This is a genomic window from Mycobacterium sp. FW102-FHT13B02 (assembly GCF_058790275.1).
Map to the genome: position 1 here is coordinate 60,658 of NZ_JBYTCM010000013.1, position 19,849 is coordinate 80,506.

Genomic DNA, 19,849 nt, shown 5'->3' on the forward strand with positions numbered 1-19,849 from the left:
AGCAGGGCGAGCGAAGCGACGGGATCAGTCACCAGGGCGAGCGAAGCGACGGGGTCAGTCACCGGGGCCAGCGAAGCGACGGGATCAGCTCGTGCCGTTGCTGGGGTATCTGGCCGCGCTGGTGGCGCTGGTCGCCTACGCACTCGTCTCGGGCGACCAGCGTTTTGTCGCCACGGGCGACAGCTACCCCGGAACGCTCACCTCGTGCGCTGAACCTGTGGGGTACTTCACGGCCGTCCTCGCCGCCGCGATCTGCCTCGGCGGGCTGTTCTACATCGTCACCACCGCGCGACCGGACGCCAAAGGCGTCATCGACCCGCCGGCCTTCCAGATCCACCTTGTGCTGGAACGGGTTTCACTGGTGTGGCTGGTCGCCTCCGCGCTCATGGTGGTGGTGCAGGCGGCGACCGACGCCGGCGCCCCGGCGCTGCGGCTCGTGGAAAGTGGCCGGCTGGGCGAGGCCATCGGCGCCTCGGAGATGTCCCGCGGCTGGATCGCCGCAACCGTGTGTGCCGCGGTGGTAGCGCTGACGCTGCGGTTCAGCGTGCGCTGGATCGCGATGGTCGTGCTGCTGGTGCCCAGCGTCATCGGCGTGCTGGCACTGCCGGTCACCGGCAACGCGAGCGAAGGCCCCGACCACGACTACACCACCAGCGCCGTGATCGTGTTCGCGGTGGCGCTGGCGGTGCTGGCCGGCACGAAGATCGCCGCCGTCGTCAGCCCGCCGGCCGCCGGCCTCTACCGGCGGGTGCTGCTCATCCAGGTCGCCTGCGGAACCGCGGCCCTGATCTACGGCGTCCTGCTGCTGGCCGAACAGCTCGGCCCCACCGGGCTGACGGGCAGCGGCTACGGGCGGTGGGCCATCGTCGCCGCGATAGCGCTGGCCGCGTCCTGGATCACCGATGCCGCGGCACTGCGCGGCGCCAAGCCGTCACCGCCGGCCACCTGCCTGCCCGCGATCACCGCACTCGCCGCCGTGTCCGCCATGGCCGTGCAGACGGCGCCGCGTCTACTGCATCACCAATTCACGACGTGGGACATCTTCCTCGGCTACGAACTGCCGGACCCGCCGAATGTGGTTCGGCTGCTGACGGTTTGGCGGTTCGACACCTTCATAGGCATCGGTGCGATCGTGCTCGCCGGCGCGTACGTGTACGCCTATCTGAAGCTGCGCCGCCGCGGCGACGAGTGGCCCGTCGGCCGGTTGCTCTCGTGGCTGATCGGCTGCGCCGTACTGCTGTTCACCACCAGCTCGGGTGTGCGCGCCTACGGGTCGGCGATGTTCAGCGTGCACATGGGCGAGCACATGACCCTCAACATGTTCGTCCCGGTGCTGCTGGTGCTGGGCGGTCCGGTGACCCTGGCGCTGCGCGCCCTGCCACCCGCGGGTCCCGACGCACCGCCGGGGCCGCGCGAATGGATCCTGTGGCTGGTGCACTCGAAAGTCACCGCCGCACTGTCGAATCCGATCGTGGCTTTCGTACTGTTCGTCGCGTCGCTGTACGCGGTGTACTTCACCTCGATCTTCAACACCCTGGTGCGCTACCACTGGGGCCACGAGTTGATGAGCGTGCACTTCCTTCTGGTCGGCTACCTCTTCTACTGGGGCATCATCGGTATCGACCCGGGCCCGAAGCGCCTGCCGTTCCTGGGCCGGCTCGGATTGTTGTTCGCAGTCATGCCTTTTCACGCCTTCTTCGGCATCGCCACCATGACCATGACCGCCACCATCGGCGGGCCGTTCTACAAGTTCGTCGGCCTGCCGTGGCTCTCCAGCATCGGCGCCGACCAGCACCTCGGTGGCGCCATCGCCTGGGGCTCGAGCGAACTGCCGGTGATCCTGGTGGTCATCGCCCTGGTGGCGCAGTGGGCCAAGCAGGATCGCCGCGCCGCATCACGCTCGGACCGGCACTCTGACGGTAACTACGGCGACGACGACCTGGATGCGTACAACGCGATGCTGCGCGAACTGGCCCGCCAGCGCGGCCAGCAGTAAGGGATTTGTGCACGATCAGGTCCGCTCAGCGCACTGAATCGTGCACAAATCACCGGAAGTTGCGCAGCCGCAGGCTGTTCGACACGACGAAGAACGACGAGAAGGCCATGGCCCCGCCCGCGATCAGCGGGTTGAGCAGGCCGGCCGCCGCCACCGGGATGGCGGCGATGTTGTAGCCGAACGCCCACACCAGGTTCATCTGGATGGTGCGCATGGTCGCCTTGGCCAGATCCAGGGCCTGCGGCACCGAATCCAGGCTGTCGCGAACCAGGATGATGTCCGCCGCGCCGATCGCGACGTCCGTGCCGCGGCCGATGGCCAGACCCAGGTCCGAGCAGGCCAGCGCGGGGCCGTCGTTGATGCCGTCACCCACCATCGCGACCATGCGGCCGCGGTCGCGCAGCTGCTGGATGACGTCGACCTTGCCGTCCGGGAGCACGTCGGCGATGACGTCCTCGATGCCCACCGCGGCACCGACCGCGGCGGCGGCCGCCGGGTTGTCGCCGGTCAGCAGGATGGTCTTCAGGCCGCGCTCGTGCAGCGCCGCAATGGCACCCGCCGCCGATTCCCGGACCGCGTCAGCCACCGCAACGGCACCGCACAGCTCACCGTCGACGGCCACGAAAACCACCGTCTCCCCGCGGGATTCCGCGCCGCGTCGCGCCTCGGTGAGGGCCGCGGGCACCGCGGTACCACCGGCCACCCAGGACGGCTTGCCGATCCGCACGTCCCGCTCCCCCACGATGCCGACGACGCCGCGGCCGGGAACGGCCTGGAAATCGGTGACGGGCTCGTGCTCCGGCGCGGCCGTGGTGATGGCGACCGCGACCGCATGCTCGGAGGCCGACTCCACCGCCGCGGCCAGGGCCAGCACGTCCTCGTCTTTCCAACCGTCGACCGCGGTGACCGCGGTGACGGCCAAATGGCCGGTGGTCAGGGTGCCGGTCTTGTCGAAGACGACGGTGTCGACGGCCCGGATCGCTTCGAGTGACCGGTGCCCTTTCAGGAAGATGCCGAGTTGGGCGCCGCGTCCGGACGCCACCATCATCGCCGTCGGCGTGGCGAGGCCCAGCGCACACGGGCAGGCGATGACCAGCACCGCGAGCGCCGCGGCGAACACCTTGTCCGGGCCCGCGCCGGCCAGGGCCCAGCCCAGCGCGGTCAGCGCGGCGATGCCGAAAACGCAGGGCACGAACACCGAGGAGATGCGGTCGGCGAGGCGCTGCGTCTCGGCCTTCTGGGCCTGCGCTTCCTCGACCAGCCGCACCATGCCGGCGAACTGGGTGTCCGCGCCGACCGCGGCGGCTTCCACGATGAGCCGGCCGTCGAGAACGATCGTGCCGCCGATGACGCTGCTGCCCGGCGTGGCCCGGACCGGCTTGGCCTCACCGGTCATGACGCTGGTGTCGACAGCGGCCGAGCCCTCGACCACGAGTCCGTCGGCCGCGATGGTCTGGCCGGGGCGCACCACGAATTTCTGCTGTTCGGCGAGCTCCTCGGCCGGGATGACCATCTCGGTGCCGTCGCCCAGCAGGATCGAGACGTTCTTCGCGCTCAGCGCCGCGAGCGCCCGCAGCGCGCTGCCCGCCTTGGACTTTGCGCGGGCTTCGAAGTAGCGGCCGGCCAGCACGAACACCGTGACACCCGCGGCGACCTCGAAGTAGATCGCGTCGCTGCCGGCCAGGGCTTGCCAGATGCCGGTGCTGTTGGTGGCGTGATGCCCAACGAACATCGTGTAGAGCGACCACACCGTGGCAGCGGTCACGCCGACCGAGATCAGCGTCTCCATGGACGCCGCCCGGTTGCGGGCATTGCGCAGCGCCACGCGGTGGAACGGCCAGGCGGCCCACGTCACGACCGGCAGAGCCAGGGCGGTCAGGATCCACTGCCACCCGGTGATCCGGGTGCTCGGGACGACGGCGAACATCACCGACAGGTCGGCGAGCGGGACGAACAACACGGCGGCCACCAGCAGGCGGCGCAGCAGGTACCGGGCGTGCGACAGATCTTCGTCGTCGCGGTCCGCGTTGGTCACACCGGAGCGGGGCTCGGCCTCATAGCCGGCCTTGCGGATCACGTCGCACAGATCGGTATCGGCGACGGCGGGGAGCGCGTCGACCGTCGCCACGCGGGTGCCGAAGTTCACGGAGGCGCGGACACCCGGCATCTTGTTGAGCGTGCGCTCGACCCGCGCGGCGCACGCACCACACGACATGCCGGTCACGTCGAGTTGCACCCGGCGGGCGGCCGCACTGTCGTCGGCGGCTGCGGCAGCGCCGACCGCGCTGCCACCCACTGTGCTGACCGAGGCCGTCATCATCCTCCTATTGTCCCCGCGGGAGCGGGCCTACCCAAAAATATTGGTCGGATGTGCCCGGCTGTGAGTTCCCGGCACTCTTCACATATGGTCGGGCTGTGAACAGCCGCGGCGACGACGACGAAGTGACGCGCCTGGCGCTGGCCGCCGGTCGGGGTGATCGCGCCGCGTTGGAGCAGTTCATCAAGGCTACCCAGCGCGATGTCTGGCGCACTGTCGCCTATCTCGACGAGCCCGGCAGCGCCGACGATCTGACGCAGGAGACCTACCTGCGGGCGCTCGGCTCGCTGTCCCGGTTCCGCGGCCGGTCGACCGCCCGCACCTGGCTGTTGTCCATCGCGCGCCGCGTCGTCGTCGACCACATCCGGCGCAAGCAGTGCCGCCCGCGCAGCAGCGCCGCCATCGAGCCCGAGACCGTCATCGACATGCACCAGCCGACGGCGCGGTTCGAGGACATCGTCGAGATCCGGATGCTGCTCGACGCGGTGGACTCCGACCGCCGGGAAGCGCTGCTGCTGACCCAGGTGTTGGGCCTGTCGTACGCCGAGGCCGCCGAAATCTGCGGTTGCCCCGTCGGCACCATCCGCTCCCGGGTCGCCCGGGCCCGCGACGACCTCCTGCGCGCCGGGAACCAGGACCAGAGCGCGGGCTGACCCGTCGCGGAACCCGCGGGGGCGCGCATCCGACCAACTCTGCGAAACTGTTCTGCAGACTGAACGGAGCTCGGCTTGTCCACCCGCCACGCGATCGACCTCGAACACACCCTCAGCGCCATCGGGCGCCGGGTGTTCGATGAAGTCTGGATCGGCCCCGCGCGCCGCTACCCCACCGCCGCCGCTGTCGTCGTACTCGCGGTGTCCGCCGGCGTCTGCTGGTCCGAAACCCATCGCTGGGTACTGAAGGTCGTCGCCGTACTGTTCGCCCTGGCCACGGTGGCGTCGGCAACAGCCTTGTGGCGCAAGCGGTTTCGCGTATGTTGCGCGGCGCTGTACCTGTCGGGCGTGGCCACCGTGGCGGGGTTCGGCGCGGTGTGGTGGTGCCAGACGTCGCCGGCCCGGGTCGCGGTGTGGTGGCCGCTGGCCGGCCTCTTGTCAGCGGCAGTCTTGGCCGTCTGCTGGCTGGGTGTGGCGCTGACACCGCTGGACCGATCGCAACCGGACATGCGGGCCAAGACTTCCGGGAACTGAAAACCTCTGTCATCCGACTAATAACAGCGTGATCGCCGACTCCGCCCTGCGCTGGGCGCTGACTGTCGTGTTCGCGGTGGCGGCGCTGCTGTTCGCGGGCGCCGGGCGGCGGGTCCCCGGGCAGCGCGGCGTCGGGGTACTGCACGCACTGGCGTCGGCCGGCATGATCGCGATGCTCTGGCCGGCCGGCATGCGGGTGTCACCGCTGCTGTACGTCCTGGTGTTCACCGCCGGCGCGTTGTACTTCGCCTACCTCGCGCTGTTCGGCTTCGAGCTGCCGCACCCCGTCTACCACTGCACCATGATGGCCGCGATGGCCCTGATGGGCCTGCTGATGGCGCCGAATGCCGGCGTCCCGGTAGCAACCGCGCAAGCCTCCGGCCACCACAGCGCGCACCTCGGTCACGGCGCCGTCGCCGTGACGCTCCCGGGCTGGTTCACCGCGGTGTGCGTCGTGCTCGCAATCGGATTCTGTGCCGCCGCGCTGTGGTGGTTCTACCTGCTGGTGCGCGGGCCGAAGCGCCCGTATGCCGACCTGCTCATGGCGCTCGGAATGAGCACCGCCTTCGCTGTCATGGCCGTCTGACCCCTCCCGAAAGGACAACATGCCCAAGCTGTTTCAGGCCGCTAAACCTCGTCAGACCCTTGCCGCCGTCACCGCGACGGCGGCCTGCGCCGTCGCCCTGGCCGCGCCGGCCGCCGCCCACGTCAACGTGACCGGCGACGCCACCCAGGGTGGTTGGGGCGTGCTGAACTTCCGCGTGCCGACCGAGTCGGACACCGCCTCCACCACCGCCTTGTTGGTCGTCCTGCCCGACGACCAGCCGATCATCTCGGTCAGCACCCAGCAGAAGGCCGGCTGGACCGCCACCATCACCAAGAAGAAGCTGCCCACCCCGCAGAAGGACGACGACGGTGTCGAGGTCACGGAGTACGTATCGTCCGTCGAGTGGAAGGCCACCGCTGCAGACGCCCCCATCCCGCCGCATCAGTTCAACGTGTTCGCCATCTCGGCCGGCCCGCTGCCCAAGGTGAACATGCTGGCACTCCCGACCGTGCAGACCTACAGCGACGGCAAGACCGTGAACTGGAACGAAAAGGTCACCCCGGGCCAGCCCGAGCCTGAGCACCCGGCCCCGACCCTGCACCTGAAGTCCGCCGGTGGCGGCGACCATGACCGGGCCACAGCCGCTGCCCCGGCGCCCGCGACACCCGCCTGGCCGGGCCTGACGGCGCTGGCCGTGTCGGTGGTCGCGCTGCTGCTGGGCATCGCCAACCTGGCATCATCCCGGCGGAAGACGACGTCACGACCAGAGAATTGAGATCGGTCGCAGCGCTGCCGGTCGTCCTGTTGGCGGCCCTGCTCGCGCTCGTGCTGCCCGCTCCCCTCGCGCAGGCGCACGCCGTCCTGGTCTCCAGCGATCCGCTCGACGGCGCCTTCCTGCCGGCCGCGCCGAACCGGGTGATCCTGACGTTCGATGAACCGGTTCGCCTGATCTCTGGTGCGGTACAGGTGATTTCGGCAACCGGGGGCCGGATTGACCAGGGCGTCCGGCAGCAGTCGGGCAACACCACCGTCGTACTCGACCTGCCGCCGAACCTGCCTCGCGGCAGCTACACCGCCACGTGGCGGCTGATGTCGGCCGACGGCCACGAGGTGTCCGGATCGGTGAGTTTCGGGGTGCAGCAAGCTCCGGAAGCACCGCCGGAGGCCCATTCGGTCCCCTCGTCCTCGGCCGCCTCGGACGTCGCCCGCGGCCTCCGGTACACCGGTCTGGCGTTATGCGTCGGCGTACTCGCGGCGGCCCGGCTGGTGTGGGGTTGGGCACTCGCGCTGCGCAGAACCCGCATCCTGGCCGGCATCGGTTGGGTGCTGCTGGCCGCGGCGACCACCACCGACGTCGTCGCCACCGGAGCTGATGTGCGGCTCTACGTGCAGGCAGCCCTGCTCGTCGTACTTGCGGCGACCATCCGCGCCGGTACCCCTGCGTTCCTCGTAGTTGCGACGGCACTGGCGGTCAGCATCGCCGCCTCCGGACACGCCGCGGCCGGGCCCGACCCGTGGTTGGCGACGACCGTCACCACCGTGCACCTGCTGGCCATGGCGCTGTGGGTGGGCGGACTGGGTGTCCTGACGCTGGTCGTGCTGCCGGCGCGCCGGACCGACGAGCTGCAGCGCTGGTCGCGGGTGGCGTTCGGCTGCGTGGCTGCAGTCCTACTCAGCGGCGAGTATCAGGCGTGGCGGCAGGTGTCGCCCATCGAGTCACTGTGGTCGACGGGCTATGGAATGGCCTTGTGCGCCAAGGTTTTCCTGGTGACGCTGATGGCTGCCCTGGCGTATCTGGGCCGGCGCACACTCACCCAGGAGCGGCTGCGTCGCACCGTGCCGGTGGAAACCGCACTCGCGGTGTTGGTGCTGCTGATGACCACGGTGCTGACCGGAGAGCCGCCGGCCCGCACCACATATGGCCCCGGCTTCACCGCCACCGCCCCGCTGGATCAGGGCCGGCACGCACAGGTGCATCTCGACACCACACGGCACGGCGCCATCCCCATCGACATCACCGCGCCCGGCGCCACCGGGCTGCGGGCCACCTTGGCGAGCGCCGAGATCGCCTCTCTGCCCGTGCGTTTCACCGCGGGCACCGACGGCCGCTGGCACAGCACGTACGCGAGCGCACCACGCCCCGGACTATGGACCCTGCAGCTGACGGTCCAGTTCGGCCCGAACGACGCAGCCGTCTCCAGCGTGCCGTTCCGAGTCTGGTGAGGCTACTCCAGCTGATCTACCGGGGCGCCGTCATCATCTCGGCGATCAGCCGATAGCGGTCCAGGTTGTGCCGCGCGTCGACCAGCGCATCGTGGGAGTCGCGCGGCCGCGGTGGCATCCGCGGGCTGCCGCAGTCCTCCCAGAACTGCCGCAGCTCGCGGGTGAAGCGCGGCATCGTCGGCGGCAGGTCGGCCATCGGTCCCCACAACTGGCACAGCACCACGTGGTCGTAGGCGCCGATCCAGGCCCACAGCTCGATCGGTTCGTCGCCGTCGATGCCGAAGAAGTCCTCGAGCTCCGACCGGATCTCCCGGCGCGAACGCCACACCTTCGACGACGGCGACGGCAGCTTCGGCAGCACGTTCTTGCGCACCCACGAGCCCGCCCGGTCCGGATCGAACTCCGAGGAGACGGCGTAGTACTCGCGGCCGTCTTCCGCGGCCACGCCGATCGAGATCAGCTCGATGGTGCGACCGTCGTCGATGAACTCGGTGTCGTAGAAGTACTTCATTCAGGCAACCTCGGTCGGGATTCGGTCCGGCGGCGCGGGTGCCGCATGGATCTCGCGGTCGAGCTGTTGGTCCACGGCCGCGTCGTCGGGAAACTTTGGCATACCGGCGATCGCATCCTGTAACCACAGCTTCGCCCGCACCACCGGCCGGCGCAGCCACCGCTCGCGTTCCAGCGCTTTGTGCATCTTCCGGGGCCGGCTCGTATACCGCCAACGGGCCCAGGGCGCGTGCGGCCGCGACAACCGGATGGCACCGACGACCAGCAGCGGTGTGATGAACATCCCAATCAGGCCGGTCCACACCTTGCCCTTGAGCAGCACGATGACCGCCATCGCCAGGGTGACGAGGGCCAGTGCCACGACCATGACGCGGGCCGCCACATCTTGGTCGGCGCGCCAGACCGTGATGTCGAAGAACGACAGCGGGTTGAACCCGAGGACCAGCAGCCCCGCCACGGCGATCGCGACGAACACCGCGTCCACCGAGGTGCGGCCGTCCTCGGCCCAGTACACGTCCGACAGATGCAGGATCAGCGCGAACTCGTCCAGAACCAGCGCCGCACCGATGCCGAAAAAGATTGCCGCCACGGTGAATTCCGGGACGCCGCCGTCGACCGCGAGGGTCACCATCGTCACCCCGGACACCATCACCAGCACCACACCGATCACGACGTGGTGAATGTGCATGCCACCACGGGCCTGCGAAACGGAGATGTTGCGCGGTTGCCACCATTTGCGCGGCGCCGGATTGTCGGCATGCGCCCTGATGTAGCGCACCACGGTGCGGGTCACGAAAAACGTCAGGATGAACGCAATCAGGCACCACAACAACGGCAGCCGTCCATCGGAGACGAACTCGGTAGGTAACGGCAGCCGCACGGCCAGAAACTTACGCCCGTGCATGCGTGTCACCGCCCCGCAGGGCGCCGACGCGCCGGTCCCCCCGATAGGCTGTCCGGCGAGATGCGTATCAGACCCGGGTTGTGGCCTACCTCCGCCGGACGGCTGGCCTGGCGGCTGTTGCAGTTGCTGGCCACGTTGGCGCTGGTATGGGGCGCCTGGCGGCTGCTGGGTCATACGCCGTACCGGATCGACATCGACGTGTACCGGATGGGCGGCCGCGCCTGGCTGAACAACACCCCGCTGTACAGCGAGAGCACGATCTTCCGTACCGAGGCGGGCATCGACCTGCCGTTCACCTACCCGCCGCTGGCCGCGATCATGTTCGCGCCGTTCGCCTGGCTCCCGCTGCCAGGGGCCAGCGTGGCCATCACCGTGACGACGTTCGCGTTGTTGCTGGTGTCCGTCGTGATCGTGCTGACCCGGCTGGACGTGTGGCCGCAGTCGGAACTCGGCGGCTCGGCCCTGGCCCGCCGCTGCTGGCTGGCCGCCGCCATCGTCGGACCGGCCATGCTGTTCCTCGAACCGGTGCGATCCAATTTCAACTTCGGTCAGATCAACGTCGTCCTGATGACGCTGGTGATCGCCGACTGCGTCCCGCGCCGCATGCCGTGGCCGCGCGGTGTCCTGCTCGGGGTGGCCATCGCCCTCAAGCTGACCCCGGCGGTGTTCCTTCTGTACTTCCTGCTGCGTCGCGATTTCCGCGCGCTGCTGACGACGGTGGCGTCGTCGGTCGTGGTCACGCTGTTCGCGTTCGCCCTGGCCTGGGGCGACTCGTGGGAGTACTGGACCAAGACGGTCCGCAACACCGACCGCATCGGCACCGCGACGCTGAACACCAACCAGAACATCTCCGGCACGCTGGCCCGGTTCGGGATGTCGGCGACACCGCGATTCGTGCTCTGGGTGCTGCTGTGCTTCGCGGTGCTGGCGCTCACGGTGTGGGCGGCGCATCGGGTGCTCCGCGCGGGACAACCGGTGCTGGCCCTCATGTGCGTGGCGATGTTCGGGCTGGTCGTGTCGCCGGTGTCGTGGTCGCACCACTGGGTGTGGGCCCTGCCGACCATGGTGACCATCACCGTGGTCGCCTACCGGGAGCGCAGCGCCACGCTCGCAGCGGTGAGCGCGATCGGCGCCTTCCTGCTGATCTTCACCCCGATCCGGCTGCTGCCCGAGCACCACGAGGTCGACGCCACGCTGTGGCGCCAGGTGCTCGGCAGCTCGTACGTGTGGTGGGGACTGGCCGTCATCGCCGCAGCGGGCACCATCACCGGCCGCGGAACGCCCGCAACCGACATGACGGAGCACATCGCGCCGGTCTCGGCGACGAACTGACCACGGGTCGCGTCCCAGCCGGCGCGACGGTAACCGCACGGCGGTCCGAGAGCCGATTTTCCGCCGCCACGTTACGTTGGCGGAGCGGGCTCAGGGAATCACCCAAGCCGAGGATTGCGGTCAGACGGTGACACCAATTCTCGGCGTATCGTGCTGGCGCGCTCAGCCCGCTTTGATCGCGGCCGGCGGCGTCTTGCCCTCTTTGACGTCGGCCGCGTAGAGGTCGACGTACTCCTGGCCGGACAGTCGCATGAGCTCGTACATGACCTCGTCGATGACGGCGCGCTCGATGAACCGGTTACCGGCCAGGCCCTCGAAGCGGCGGAAGTCCATCGGCTTGCCGAACTTGACCTCGACGCGGCCGAAGTGCCACATCTTGCTTCCGGGCGGGTTCACCACATCGGTGCCGATCATCGCGACCGGGATGACGGGGATGCCGGTCTCCAGCGCGATACGGGCCAGGCCGGTCTTGCCCTTGTAGAGCTTTCCGTCCGGCGACCGGGTGCCCTCGGGGTACATGCCCAGCAACGTGCCCTGATCCAGGATCTTGGCCGCGGCGGTCAGCGCATCGGCCGCAGAGTCCGCATTGGTGCGGTCGATGGGCACCTGGCCGGTCGACGAGTAGAAGAACTTGGTCAACTTGCCCTTGATGCCGGTGCCGTTGAAGTACTCGGCTTTGGCCAGGAAGTAGATCCGCCGGCGCAGCACCAGCGGCAGATAGAAGCTGTCCGCGACGGCCAGGTGATTGCTGGCCAAAATGACGGCGCCACTGTCCGGAACATATTCGAGCCCCGTGACTTTCGGACGGCCCAGAAGGCGCAGCAACGGGCCCATCAAGATGTACTTGTAGAACCAGAAGAACATCGAACCTCCCGCTGCGGGCCCCCGGACGGTGCCCTCGACAACTTTACCCACCGACTGTCGGCCCGACCACAGCCCGCAGCGGACTGGTCATTCCTCCACAGATACCGGAATGGACTGATACCGGCCCGGACCTGGTGAAGTCTCGGGATCGTCGGACTGGCGGTGTCTGCCACCAGGACCGGACGGGTCCGTCGGAGGTTCCGGATCCGGGCCCAGGGGCCCCTGGTCGGCGAGCGCGGCACGCACCGCGTCCAGAAAGGTGGCGCTGTGTTCGGCGATGGCCGTCAGCATCGGATGCTGCTCATCGTTGGCCAACGCGACCAGCGCGCACACCGGGCACCACACCTGGTTGCAGTCACTCGGATTCTCGCCGTCGGCGAGCATGGCCACGGACAGTCGCACCACGGGGTCGATCTTGTCGATCAGGGCCTGGGCCAGCAGCCGCAGGTCCACCGGTAGGTCGCCGAGGAATTCGGCCCCGAATGCCCCCGCCCCGAAATTGGTGTGCGTCACTTGGGCCACACCTCCGGGTCAGGGCGAAAACGGACAGTCAGTTCGCAGCCACGCAACGAAGCGCCGGTCACGATGCAACGGCGTAGGACAGATGCCAACGGGACCCGGCGCCGGGTGCCGCCCGAGCCGATGATCAGGTCATCGTCGACGCGCCCCAGAGTCAGGGACTCCGGGTCGATTTGCGGCAATTCTATCCGCAGCCGGTAGACGGCGGCCAATCCTGAGCCCGATTCGCGGTCGACGATGGGGCGCGGCGGCGCGGGCGGCGGGGCACCGTGGCGCAGCCGTGACGCCTCCAGCAGCTCCCCCAGCGCCTTCGGCCCGATGGGCTCACCCGCCAGATGCGGCACCAGCACCAGCCGCACATCACCGACGGCGGCATCCAGGTCGCTGAGCATGCTGCGCTGCTCGGCGATGCGCTCGGCGTACCAGTCGAAGGCCGGGTGCGCCGGCAGGTTCACGTACTCGTACGAATCATCTTGGATCAGAACCTGATTCACGATCAGCTCGGACACGTGCACGCCCATCAAGGTGAGCGACGCCAGTGTCCGCACCGCCTCGGCCACCACCACCCGTTCCGGGGTGAGCACCAGATGCGCGGTGACGTGCGGCTGGTCCAGCAGCTCGCCCAGCGCCTCGGTGGCGGCCGCCAGCCGCTCGACCAGCGCGACCATGGCGATCGTCTTCGCGTCGGCCAGACCGACCGACAGCCGCCGGTGCCGCGGCCAGGCCTTCTCCAGGTACAGCGCGAATGCCCCGGGCAGCGTCAACATCCGCATCGCGTCGGCCGTCGAGGCGCAATCCACGATCACGTGATCCCAGTTGCCCGACGCCGCCAGCTCGGCAACCTCGTGCAGTCCCAGCACTTCCTGAATTCCCGGCAGCGCCGAAAGCTCTTCCGGTGCAACATCTCCCACATCGGATTCCGGGAAACGGGCAACCAGCACCGCGGCCACCTCACGCCACCGGGCTTCCAGCAGCGCCAGGGTGTCCAGCGCCAGGGCGTCGACGACGACGCCGGCGCCATCGTCGACGGGCACCTGCGTGGGCGCCCGCAAGCCGGTCGGCGGGATGTCCGCGCCGAGCACGTCGCCGGTGGAATGTGCCTGGTCCGTCGAGACGATCAACACGCGCTGCCCGGCCCGAGCATCACGTACCGCGGTGGCCGTGGCCACCGTCGATTTTCCTACTCCACCCTTACCGACGAACAGACTGATCCTGGCACGCCCAGCAGGGTCCGCCTCACTCAGACTCGACTCGCTTCTTCAGATCCTTGAGCGCGGTGTCGGTCAGCCGCCGCTCGGCCTTGCGCTTGAGCAATCCGATCATCGGAATCATCAGATCGACCGACAGTTCATATGTCACCTCGGTGCCAGAACCCTTGGGCGACAATCGGTATGTGCCTTCGAGGGCCTTCAGCAGAGTGCTCGACACCAGGGACCAGCTCACCGACTCGCGGTCGGCGGGCCACTGGTAGGCGAACACCATGGTGTCCTTGAGGACGGTGGCGTCGAGGACCATGCGGGCCGTCCTGGGGTTGCCGTCGGGGTAGACGTCCAGGACCTCGGTCTCCGGATACTCGGCAACCCAGTCGGGATATGACCCGATGTCGGCGATGACGTCCATCACGGTCGCCGGGTCGGCGTCGATGTAGATGGTCTGCGCAGTCTTGTCCGCCACGTTTCCACTTCCCCGAGTTAACGATGCCGGCACAGGCGTCGGACGCCCGTCTGCCGAGCTCTCAATGTACCGCCAGCGCCCAGCCCTGGCCGGGCGATGCGGGCCTCAGGCCAACCGGGACACGCCCACCGGGCGGGTCCGCTCGAGGTCGTTCTTGATCTCGAAAGCCATGTCCTTACCGGCCACCCGGCGCCGATGGTTGAGCTCTGCCAAGTTCAGCTCCGCCAGCGCCGCGCCCGTCACACCCGTCGGCTCGGCGTGCAGGAAGTAGTGCAACACGACACCGTCCATGACGCCTTCCAACCAGACCTCCATGGTCCCGGTCAGCGCGCCGGTGACGGTCCATCGCTGCCCCGCCGGGCCACGGTCTTCGACGACCGTCAGCGACAGGTCCGGCCACCATCGCCGCCAGCTGCTCTGGTTCGCCACGGCGGCACCGACAGCGGCAGGGTCGGCGCACACGAAGGTCTCGTCCGCGATCTGGATGCTGTTCATCCCCACCAGCTTCACATACGGCTCAACTCTGCGAGGAAGCACCCGACTACGCTGAGCACGGCATTGCTGTCACGGCGCTGCCAGTACTGCTTTGCTCTGACCTGAAAGGCCCCACACCGTGCGTGAGTTCAGCGTTCCCGCATCGTTCACCGTCGGCGAATACGACAACGTCGCCGCCCCGGTGTACTCCCTCGAGCGCGATGATCCCAACCACGTAGCCATCCAGCGCTTGGTTGACGGCACCTGGACCGACGTGACCAGCGCCGACGTTGCTGCCCAGGTCCGGGCCACCGCACTCGGTCTGATCGCCAAGGGCGTCAAGGCCGGCGACCGCGTGGTGCTGCTGTCGGCCACCCGTTACGAGTGGCCCATCATCGACTTCGCGATCCTGTCGATCGGTGCGGTGACGGTGCCCATCTATGAGACCTCCGCCGCCGACCAGATCCGGCACGTGCTCGCCGACTCCGGCACTGTCCTGGCGTTCGCCGAGACCGACGCCCATGCCGCCAAGATCGAGTCCGTCCGGTCCGAGGTGCCCGCGCTCGGCGAGGTGCTGGTGATCGACGGCGGCGCCCTCGAACAGCTGGCCGCCGCCGGCGCCGGTGTGGACCGCGCCGAACTGGACGCCCGCCTGGCCGGGATCAAGTCGAGCGACCCGGCCACCCTCATCTACACCTCGGGCACGACCGGCCGCCCCAAGGGCTGCCAGCTGACCCACGCCAACCTGCTGTCCGAACTGCGCGGCGTCAAGGCCTGCTTCCCCGACCTGCTGGCCAAGGGCCAGAAGCTGCTGGTGTTCCTGCCGCTGGCGCATGTGCTGGCCCGCGCGGTCGCGGTGGCCGGCTTCAGCAACCAGGTGACGCTCGGCTTCACCAGCGACATCAAGAACCTGGTCCCGATCCTCGGGGTGTTCAAGCCGACGCTGGTGGTGTCGGTGCCGCGCGTGTTCGAGAAGGTGTACAACACCGCCGAGCAGAACGCCCGCAACGACGGCAAGGGCAAGATTTTCCAGATCGCGGCCGACACGGCCATCGAGTGGAGCAAGGCGCAGGACACCCCCGGCGGTGCCGGTCTGCTCCTGGGCCTCAAGCACGCGGTGTTCGACAAGCTCGTGTACGGCAAGCTCAAGGCCGCCCTGGGCGGCAACTGCGTCGGCGCCATCTCCGGCGGCGCCCCGCTCGGCGCCCGCCTCGGCCACTTCTACCGCGGCGTCGGCGTCACCATCTACGAGGGCTATGGCCTCACCGAGAGCAGCGCCGCCATCACCGTCAACCGGATCGGCGAGTTGAAGGTCGGCACCGTGGGCAAGCTGGTGCCCGGCAACAGCATGCGGATCGCCGAGGACGGCGAGTTGATGGTGTCCGGCGGCGTGGTGTTCAGCGGCTACTGGAACAACCCGACGGCCACCGACGACGCCTTCACCGACGGGTGGTTCCATACCGGTGATCTCGGCGCCATCGACGACGACGGTTACCTGTCGATCGTCGGGCGCAAGAAAGAGATCATCGTGACCGCCGGCGGCAAGAACGTCGCCCCGGCGCCACTGGAAGACGTCATGCGCGCGCACCCGCTGATCAGTCAGGCCATGTGCGTCGGCGATCAGGAGCCGTTCATCGCCGCGCTCATCACCATCGATCCCGAGGCCTTCGAGGGCTGGAAGCAGCGCAATGGCAAGGACGCCGGCGCATCCGTCGGAGACCTCGCCGACGACCCCGAGCTGGTTGCCGAGGTCCAGAAAGCCGTCGACGACGCCAACCAGACGGTGTCCAAGGCCGAGGCGATCCGGAAGTTCCAAATCCTTCCGGTCGATTTCACCGAAGACACCGGCGAGCTGACGCCGACGCTCAAGGTCAAGCGCAACGTGGTCGCCCAGAAGTTCGCCGCCGAGATCGCGGCGCTCTACAGCTGACGCGACGAAGGAGCGCTACAACAGCTCCGAGAGCCGTTCGCCCTTGAGCTTCCACTGCCAGTTGTCGACGACGAACTGACGGCCGGCGGCGCCCATCGCGGCGCCCCGGTCGGGATCGGCCAGAATGTCGCCGATTGCCGCGGCGATCGCGGCGACATCCCGGCCGTCGACCACGTGACCGGTCTTGCCTGCCACGACGGTTTCCGGCGCGCCACCGGAGTCACCGGCGACCACCGGCACCCCGCAGGCCGAGGCCTCGAGGAAGACGATGCCCAGTCCCTCGACGTCGAGCCCGTTCCCCCGCGTGCGGCACGGCATGGCGAAGACATCGGCCATCGCGTGGTGTGCCGGTAGTTCGTCGCCGGGCACGCCGCCGGTGAACACCACATGGTCGGAGACGTTGTAGCGCTGTGCCAGCTTCTGCAGATCGTCGCGGTAGGGCCCGTTGCCGACGATCACCAGCGCGGCACCGTCGATCCGCTGCCGAATCGCGGGCAGTGCCCGGATCAGCATGTCCTGCCCCTTGCGCGGCACCAGACGCGACAGGCAGACGATCACCGGCCGCCGGCCCAGCCCGTAGCGAGCCCGCAGTTCGGCCCGGGCCACCTCGTCGGGGACGAAGCGGTTCACATCCACCCCGGGCGACAGGTATTCCAGTGCCGCGTCCGGCCCGAATGCCGCGGCGAACCGGTTGCGGGTGTAGTGGCTGACGAACGTCACCACGTCGGTGTTGTTCCCGATGTGGCGCAACGCGTTTCGCGCGACGGGCAGCATCGACCAACCCACCTCGTGGCCGTGCGTACTGGCCACCACCCGACTTGCTCCGGCGTCGCGCGCCAGCGGGGCCAGCAGGGCCAGTGGCGCCGCCGCGCCGAACCACACGGTGTCGATGCCATGCTCGGCGATGATTCGGCGCATCCGCAGCGCGACTGTCGGTTCCGGCACCATCAGCGTCGTCGGGTGACGGACCACTTCGTATCCGGCGGCTGCCGCGGCGCGGTCGTACTCCGGGGCGCCCTTCCATTTCGGCGCGTAGACCGTCAGCTCGTGTGACCCGCGGCCGAGCAGCTCGCCGACCAGGTTCTCCAGATACGACTGGATGCCGCCACGGCGGGGCGGAAAATCATTGGTCAGCAGCAGAACCCGGGTCGTCCTGGGCGAGCGAGGCGACGGGGATGACGTCTGGGGCGAGCGGAGCGACGGGGATGACGTCTGGGGCGAGCGGTGCGACGGGGATGACATCGCGGTCAGGCTATCGCGTCAGCCCCGGGCCGCGAGCCATCGCTGCCACGCAGCGGTCAACGCGTCACGGTCCAGGCCGAGGGTGGCATGCAGCGCGGTGTCCAGGTCGGGGTGCCCGACACCGCACGCCGCCAGATACAGCCGGCGCAGGGCCGGATCGCCGAATTGCGCGCCGACGAACCGGGCGAACCACCAGGCGCGGTCATAGGCCAGCGACAGCGCCGGTCCGGTGACCTGAAAATCGGCGTTGGTGGGCAGTACTGCCATATCGGCGGGCGCGGGACGCGGCGTACGCGGGCGGCTGACGTAGTCGGCGACGCCCTCGGTGAGGCACCAGGGCGCGTCGGCGGCCGTGACGGGCCGCGAGGCGTAGTGGAAAAGCTCGTGGCGCAACACGATTCGCAAAGCGCCGGGTCCCATCGCAGCAGCGCCTGGCGCGAACACGATGCGGTCGACGGTGGTGGCCGCGGCGAACTCCTGACGGCCACCGGCCAGTGCCCGGAATTCGTCGTCGGTGCCGGTGGTCACGATGGTGATCTGCCGACGCCAGTCGTCGCCCCAGAAGTTGCTGACCGCGGCGACCGCACCGTCGAGCTCACCGGTGATGCGGCCCGGCAGCGTCGAGCCGGGATCCAGAATCAGGAGTTCGACCGCCCGGCCATCGGCGAGCCGCATGGTGGTCGGCACTGACGGCGCGGGTGATGCTGACGGCGCGGGCGCCGATGACGCGACCTTGTCCGGGTGGCCGCGGCTCAGCACCGCGGTCGCGGCAGCCGCCTCAGCGGCCAGCAGACCGAGGACGGCCCGTCGTGGGAGGTGTCGGGAGAGGCTCAGTAGCGACGCACGTTGTAGATCGGCGCGTTGTCGACCGGCGCCACTCGCACAGGCACACCGAACGTGGAGGCGTGAACCATCATGCCGTCGCCGATGTAGATGCCCACGTGCGAGGCATCGGAGTAGTAGCTCACGACGTCACCGGGCTGCATCTGATCGCGCGACACCGGCTGTCCGCCGGCCGCCTGCGCGTAGCTCGAGTGCGGCAGCGAGATGCCGGCCTGCTGGAACGCCCACATCACCAGGCCCGAGCAGTCGAACTGGCCTGGGCCGGCGGCACCCCACACATACGGGTCGCCGATGCGGGTGAGAGCGGCCTGGACCGCGATCTGACCGGCAGCGGTAGCGCCGTTGTCCGAGGGCACGGGCAGCCCCTCGACCGGCGGGTTGGGGCCCGCGGCGTTGATGGACGGATCCTGCCCGGGCGCCGGAGGCACAGCGTCAGGAGCCGGCGGCACGCCGTCCGGCAGCGGGGCCGGCGGGGCGGCGGCGGGAGCCGGGGGCAAGGCCGCCAAGGCCTCGCGCTGACTCGGCGTCAGCGCGGTGTAACGGGACTTGACGATGGCGATCTGCACTTGCAGCTTGCTTTGCTTGGACTGCAGATCGGCACGCACCGCGGCGGCCTGCTCGGCGGCGGTCTTGGCTTCGGACGCCGACTTCGCGGAGTCGGCCTCGGCCTTGGTGGCCGAATCGGAGGCGCTGTGGAAGTTGGCCATCTGCGCGGAGATCTCACTGGCCATCACGCGCTGGACCGAGAGCTGGTCGATCAGTCCCTGCGGAGAATCCGCGGTCAGGATTGCGTCGATGCCGTCGGTCCGGCCGCCCATGTACTGCGCTGCAGCAATCTTGTCGACAGACGTCTGATAGGTAGCCAGGTCGTTCTTGGCCGCTTCCGCAGCCGCCTCGGCGGCCGCGTGCTTGGCGTCGGCGGACTTAGCGGCAGCCAGCTTCTTGTCCAGATCCAGCTGCGCGCCGTGCATGGCCTCAGTGGTCTGCTCCGCCTGGCGCGAGAGCTCGTTGAGCTTTGCTACGGCGTCGTCCGCCGGATCGGCCTGGACGTTGCTCGCAAATACGCTGCCGAGTATGGTGAGCCCCGCGATGGCACCGGCTACTGGTCGTTTAAGACCGCATTTGGTGCGGTATGTGCGGTGGAGACTCAAGATTTCGCGTCCTTCAACTGCGGGTTCGAGCCGCTTCGAACTCAGTGAGGTCTCGAATAGGTTACGAAACGGCATCGGCGTTGTCCAACGGGAATGGCCAATCTATCAGCCCGCCTCCCGATCCCGTTAACCAGCA

19 protein-coding genes are annotated in these 19,849 nt (G+C 68.8%); 8 read left to right on the forward strand and 11 right to left on the reverse strand.

All coding sequences use genetic code 11. The annotated features are described in order from the left end of the window. Positions 1-91: 91 nt before the first annotated feature. Complete coding sequence (locus AC3WTE_RS20940) at positions 92-1,996, forward strand: cytochrome c oxidase assembly protein (RefSeq protein WP_492440551.1); 1,905 nt, start codon at positions 92-94, stop codon at positions 1,994-1,996. A 49-nt stretch (positions 1,997-2,045) separates the two neighbouring features. Here the strand turns inward: AC3WTE_RS20940 and AC3WTE_RS20945 are convergent, their stop codons facing one another. Beyond that, entirely contained in the window at positions 2,046-4,316 is a 2,271-nt protein-coding gene (locus AC3WTE_RS20945) for a heavy metal translocating P-type ATPase (protein WP_492440553.1), read from the reverse strand. A gap of 95 nt (positions 4,317-4,411) precedes the next feature. Between AC3WTE_RS20945 and sigC the strand changes: the two genes are divergently transcribed. From sigC to AC3WTE_RS20970, 5 genes are all read left to right on the forward strand, one after another. Next, entirely contained in the window at positions 4,412-4,966 is a 555-nt protein-coding gene (gene sigC / locus AC3WTE_RS20950) for an RNA polymerase sigma factor SigC (RefSeq protein WP_492440554.1), read from the forward strand. Positions 4,967-5,041: 75 nt separating this feature from the next. Further along, positions 5,042-5,500: a hypothetical protein gene (locus AC3WTE_RS20955; RefSeq protein ID WP_492440556.1), complete on the forward strand. Its 459-nt coding sequence runs from the start codon at positions 5,042-5,044 to the stop codon at positions 5,498-5,500. Positions 5,501-5,528: 28 nt separating this feature from the next. After that, on the forward strand, positions 5,529-6,086 hold the full coding sequence (locus AC3WTE_RS20960) for a DUF5134 domain-containing protein (RefSeq protein WP_492440557.1): 558 nt from the start codon (positions 5,529-5,531) through the stop codon (positions 6,084-6,086). A 19-nt stretch (positions 6,087-6,105) separates the two neighbouring features. After that, the gene (locus tag AC3WTE_RS20965; RefSeq protein WP_492440559.1) at positions 6,106-6,822 is read left to right on the forward strand and encodes a YcnI family protein; all 717 of its coding nucleotides are present in this window, start codon (positions 6,106-6,108) and stop codon (positions 6,820-6,822) included. Beyond that, complete coding sequence (locus tag AC3WTE_RS20970; protein ID WP_492440561.1) at positions 6,819-8,270, forward strand: copper resistance CopC/CopD family protein; 1,452 nt, start codon at positions 6,819-6,821, stop codon at positions 8,268-8,270. The genes AC3WTE_RS20965 and AC3WTE_RS20970 overlap by 4 nt, the downstream gene beginning before the upstream one ends. Before the next feature lie 16 nt (positions 8,271-8,286). On the opposite strand, the gene AC3WTE_RS20975 is transcribed toward AC3WTE_RS20970, so the two are convergent. Together AC3WTE_RS20975 and AC3WTE_RS20980 are read right to left on the reverse strand one after the other, a co-directional pair. Beyond that, on the reverse strand, positions 8,287-8,781 hold the full coding sequence (locus AC3WTE_RS20975; RefSeq protein WP_492440563.1) for a polyadenylate-specific 3'-exoribonuclease AS: 495 nt from the start codon (positions 8,779-8,781) through the stop codon (positions 8,287-8,289). Beyond that, complete coding sequence (locus tag AC3WTE_RS20980) at positions 8,782-9,684, reverse strand: hypothetical protein (RefSeq protein ID WP_492440565.1); 903 nt, start codon at positions 9,682-9,684, stop codon at positions 8,782-8,784. Positions 9,685-9,744: 60 nt separating this feature from the next. Here AC3WTE_RS20980 and AC3WTE_RS20985 point away from each other — a divergent pair, with 60 nt between their 5' ends. Then, on the forward strand, positions 9,745-11,016 hold the full coding sequence (locus AC3WTE_RS20985; RefSeq protein ID WP_492440567.1) for a glycosyltransferase 87 family protein: 1,272 nt from the start codon (positions 9,745-9,747) through the stop codon (positions 11,014-11,016). A 162-nt stretch (positions 11,017-11,178) separates the two neighbouring features. On the opposite strand, the gene AC3WTE_RS20990 is transcribed toward AC3WTE_RS20985, so the two are convergent. The 5 genes from AC3WTE_RS20990 to AC3WTE_RS21010 all read right to left on the reverse strand — a co-directional run bounded on the left by AC3WTE_RS20990 (position 11,179) and on the right by AC3WTE_RS21010 (position 14,568). After that, entirely contained in the window at positions 11,179-11,880 is a 702-nt protein-coding gene (locus tag AC3WTE_RS20990; protein ID WP_492440569.1) for a lysophospholipid acyltransferase family protein, read from the reverse strand. Between the two features lie 87 nt (positions 11,881-11,967). Continuing rightward, positions 11,968-12,393 (reverse strand): hypothetical protein, encoded by a 426-nt coding sequence (locus AC3WTE_RS20995; RefSeq protein ID WP_492440571.1) that lies wholly within the window; start codon positions 12,391-12,393, stop codon positions 11,968-11,970. Beyond that, the gene (locus AC3WTE_RS21000) at positions 12,390-13,643 is read right to left on the reverse strand and encodes an ArsA family ATPase (RefSeq protein ID WP_492440715.1); all 1,254 of its coding nucleotides are present in this window, start codon (positions 13,641-13,643) and stop codon (positions 12,390-12,392) included. The genes AC3WTE_RS20995 and AC3WTE_RS21000 overlap by 4 nt, the downstream gene beginning before the upstream one ends. After that, the gene (locus tag AC3WTE_RS21005; RefSeq protein WP_492440573.1) at positions 13,636-14,073 is read right to left on the reverse strand and encodes an SRPBCC family protein; all 438 of its coding nucleotides are present in this window, start codon (positions 14,071-14,073) and stop codon (positions 13,636-13,638) included. The genes AC3WTE_RS21000 and AC3WTE_RS21005 overlap by 8 nt, the downstream gene beginning before the upstream one ends. Positions 14,074-14,178: 105 nt before the next feature. Then, positions 14,179-14,568: a polyketide cyclase / dehydrase and lipid transport gene (locus AC3WTE_RS21010; protein ID WP_459370292.1), complete on the reverse strand. Its 390-nt coding sequence runs from the start codon at positions 14,566-14,568 to the stop codon at positions 14,179-14,181. 118 nt (positions 14,569-14,686) lie between these two features. On the opposite strand from AC3WTE_RS21010, the gene AC3WTE_RS21015 reads away from it, so the two are divergent. Next, positions 14,687-16,477, forward strand: coding sequence for an AMP-dependent synthetase/ligase (locus tag AC3WTE_RS21015; protein WP_492440575.1), 1,791 nt, complete (start codon positions 14,687-14,689; stop codon positions 16,475-16,477). A 15-nt stretch (positions 16,478-16,492) separates the two neighbouring features. On the opposite strand, the gene AC3WTE_RS21020 is transcribed toward AC3WTE_RS21015, so the two are convergent. From AC3WTE_RS21020 to ripC, 3 genes are all read right to left on the reverse strand, one after another. Beyond that, entirely contained in the window at positions 16,493-17,719 is a 1,227-nt protein-coding gene (locus tag AC3WTE_RS21020; protein ID WP_492440577.1) for a glycosyltransferase family 4 protein, read from the reverse strand. Positions 17,720-17,737: 18 nt separating this feature from the next. Further along, positions 17,738-18,478: a peptidase gene (locus AC3WTE_RS21025; RefSeq protein WP_492440578.1), complete on the reverse strand. Its 741-nt coding sequence runs from the start codon at positions 18,476-18,478 to the stop codon at positions 17,738-17,740. Between the two features lie 71 nt (positions 18,479-18,549). Continuing rightward, a complete protein-coding gene (ripC, locus tag AC3WTE_RS21030; protein WP_492440580.1) occupies positions 18,550-19,713 on the reverse strand; it encodes a peptidoglycan hydrolase RipC in 1,164 nt (387 codons plus the stop codon). Positions 19,714-19,849 lie beyond the last annotated feature (136 nt).

What these genes read in the sequence shown, in the direction of transcription:
- AC3WTE_RS20945 (WP_492440553.1), bottom strand. Translation starts at nt 4,316, where the DNA reads ATGATGACGGCCTCGGTCAGCACAGTGGGTGGCAGCGCGGTCGGCGCT.
- AC3WTE_RS20965 (WP_492440559.1), top strand. Translation starts at nt 6,106, where the DNA reads ATGCCCAAGCTGTTTCAGGCCGCTAAACCTCGTCAGACCCTTGCCGCC.
- AC3WTE_RS20975 (WP_492440563.1), bottom strand. Translation starts at nt 8,781, where the DNA reads ATGAAGTACTTCTACGACACCGAGTTCATCGACGACGGTCGCACCATC.
- AC3WTE_RS20980 (WP_492440565.1), bottom strand. Translation starts at nt 9,684, where the DNA reads ATGCACGGGCGTAAGTTTCTGGCCGTGCGGCTGCCGTTACCTACCGAG.
- AC3WTE_RS20985 (WP_492440567.1), top strand. Translation starts at nt 9,745, where the DNA reads ATGCGTATCAGACCCGGGTTGTGGCCTACCTCCGCCGGACGGCTGGCC.
- AC3WTE_RS20990 (WP_492440569.1), bottom strand. Translation starts at nt 11,880, where the DNA reads ATGTTCTTCTGGTTCTACAAGTACATCTTGATGGGCCCGTTGCTGCGC.
- AC3WTE_RS21010 (WP_459370292.1), bottom strand. Translation starts at nt 14,568, where the DNA reads ATGAACAGCATCCAGATCGCGGACGAGACCTTCGTGTGCGCCGACCCT.
- AC3WTE_RS21020 (WP_492440577.1), bottom strand. Translation starts at nt 17,719, where the DNA reads ATGTCATCCCCGTCGCACCGCTCGCCCCAGACGTCATCCCCGTCGCTC.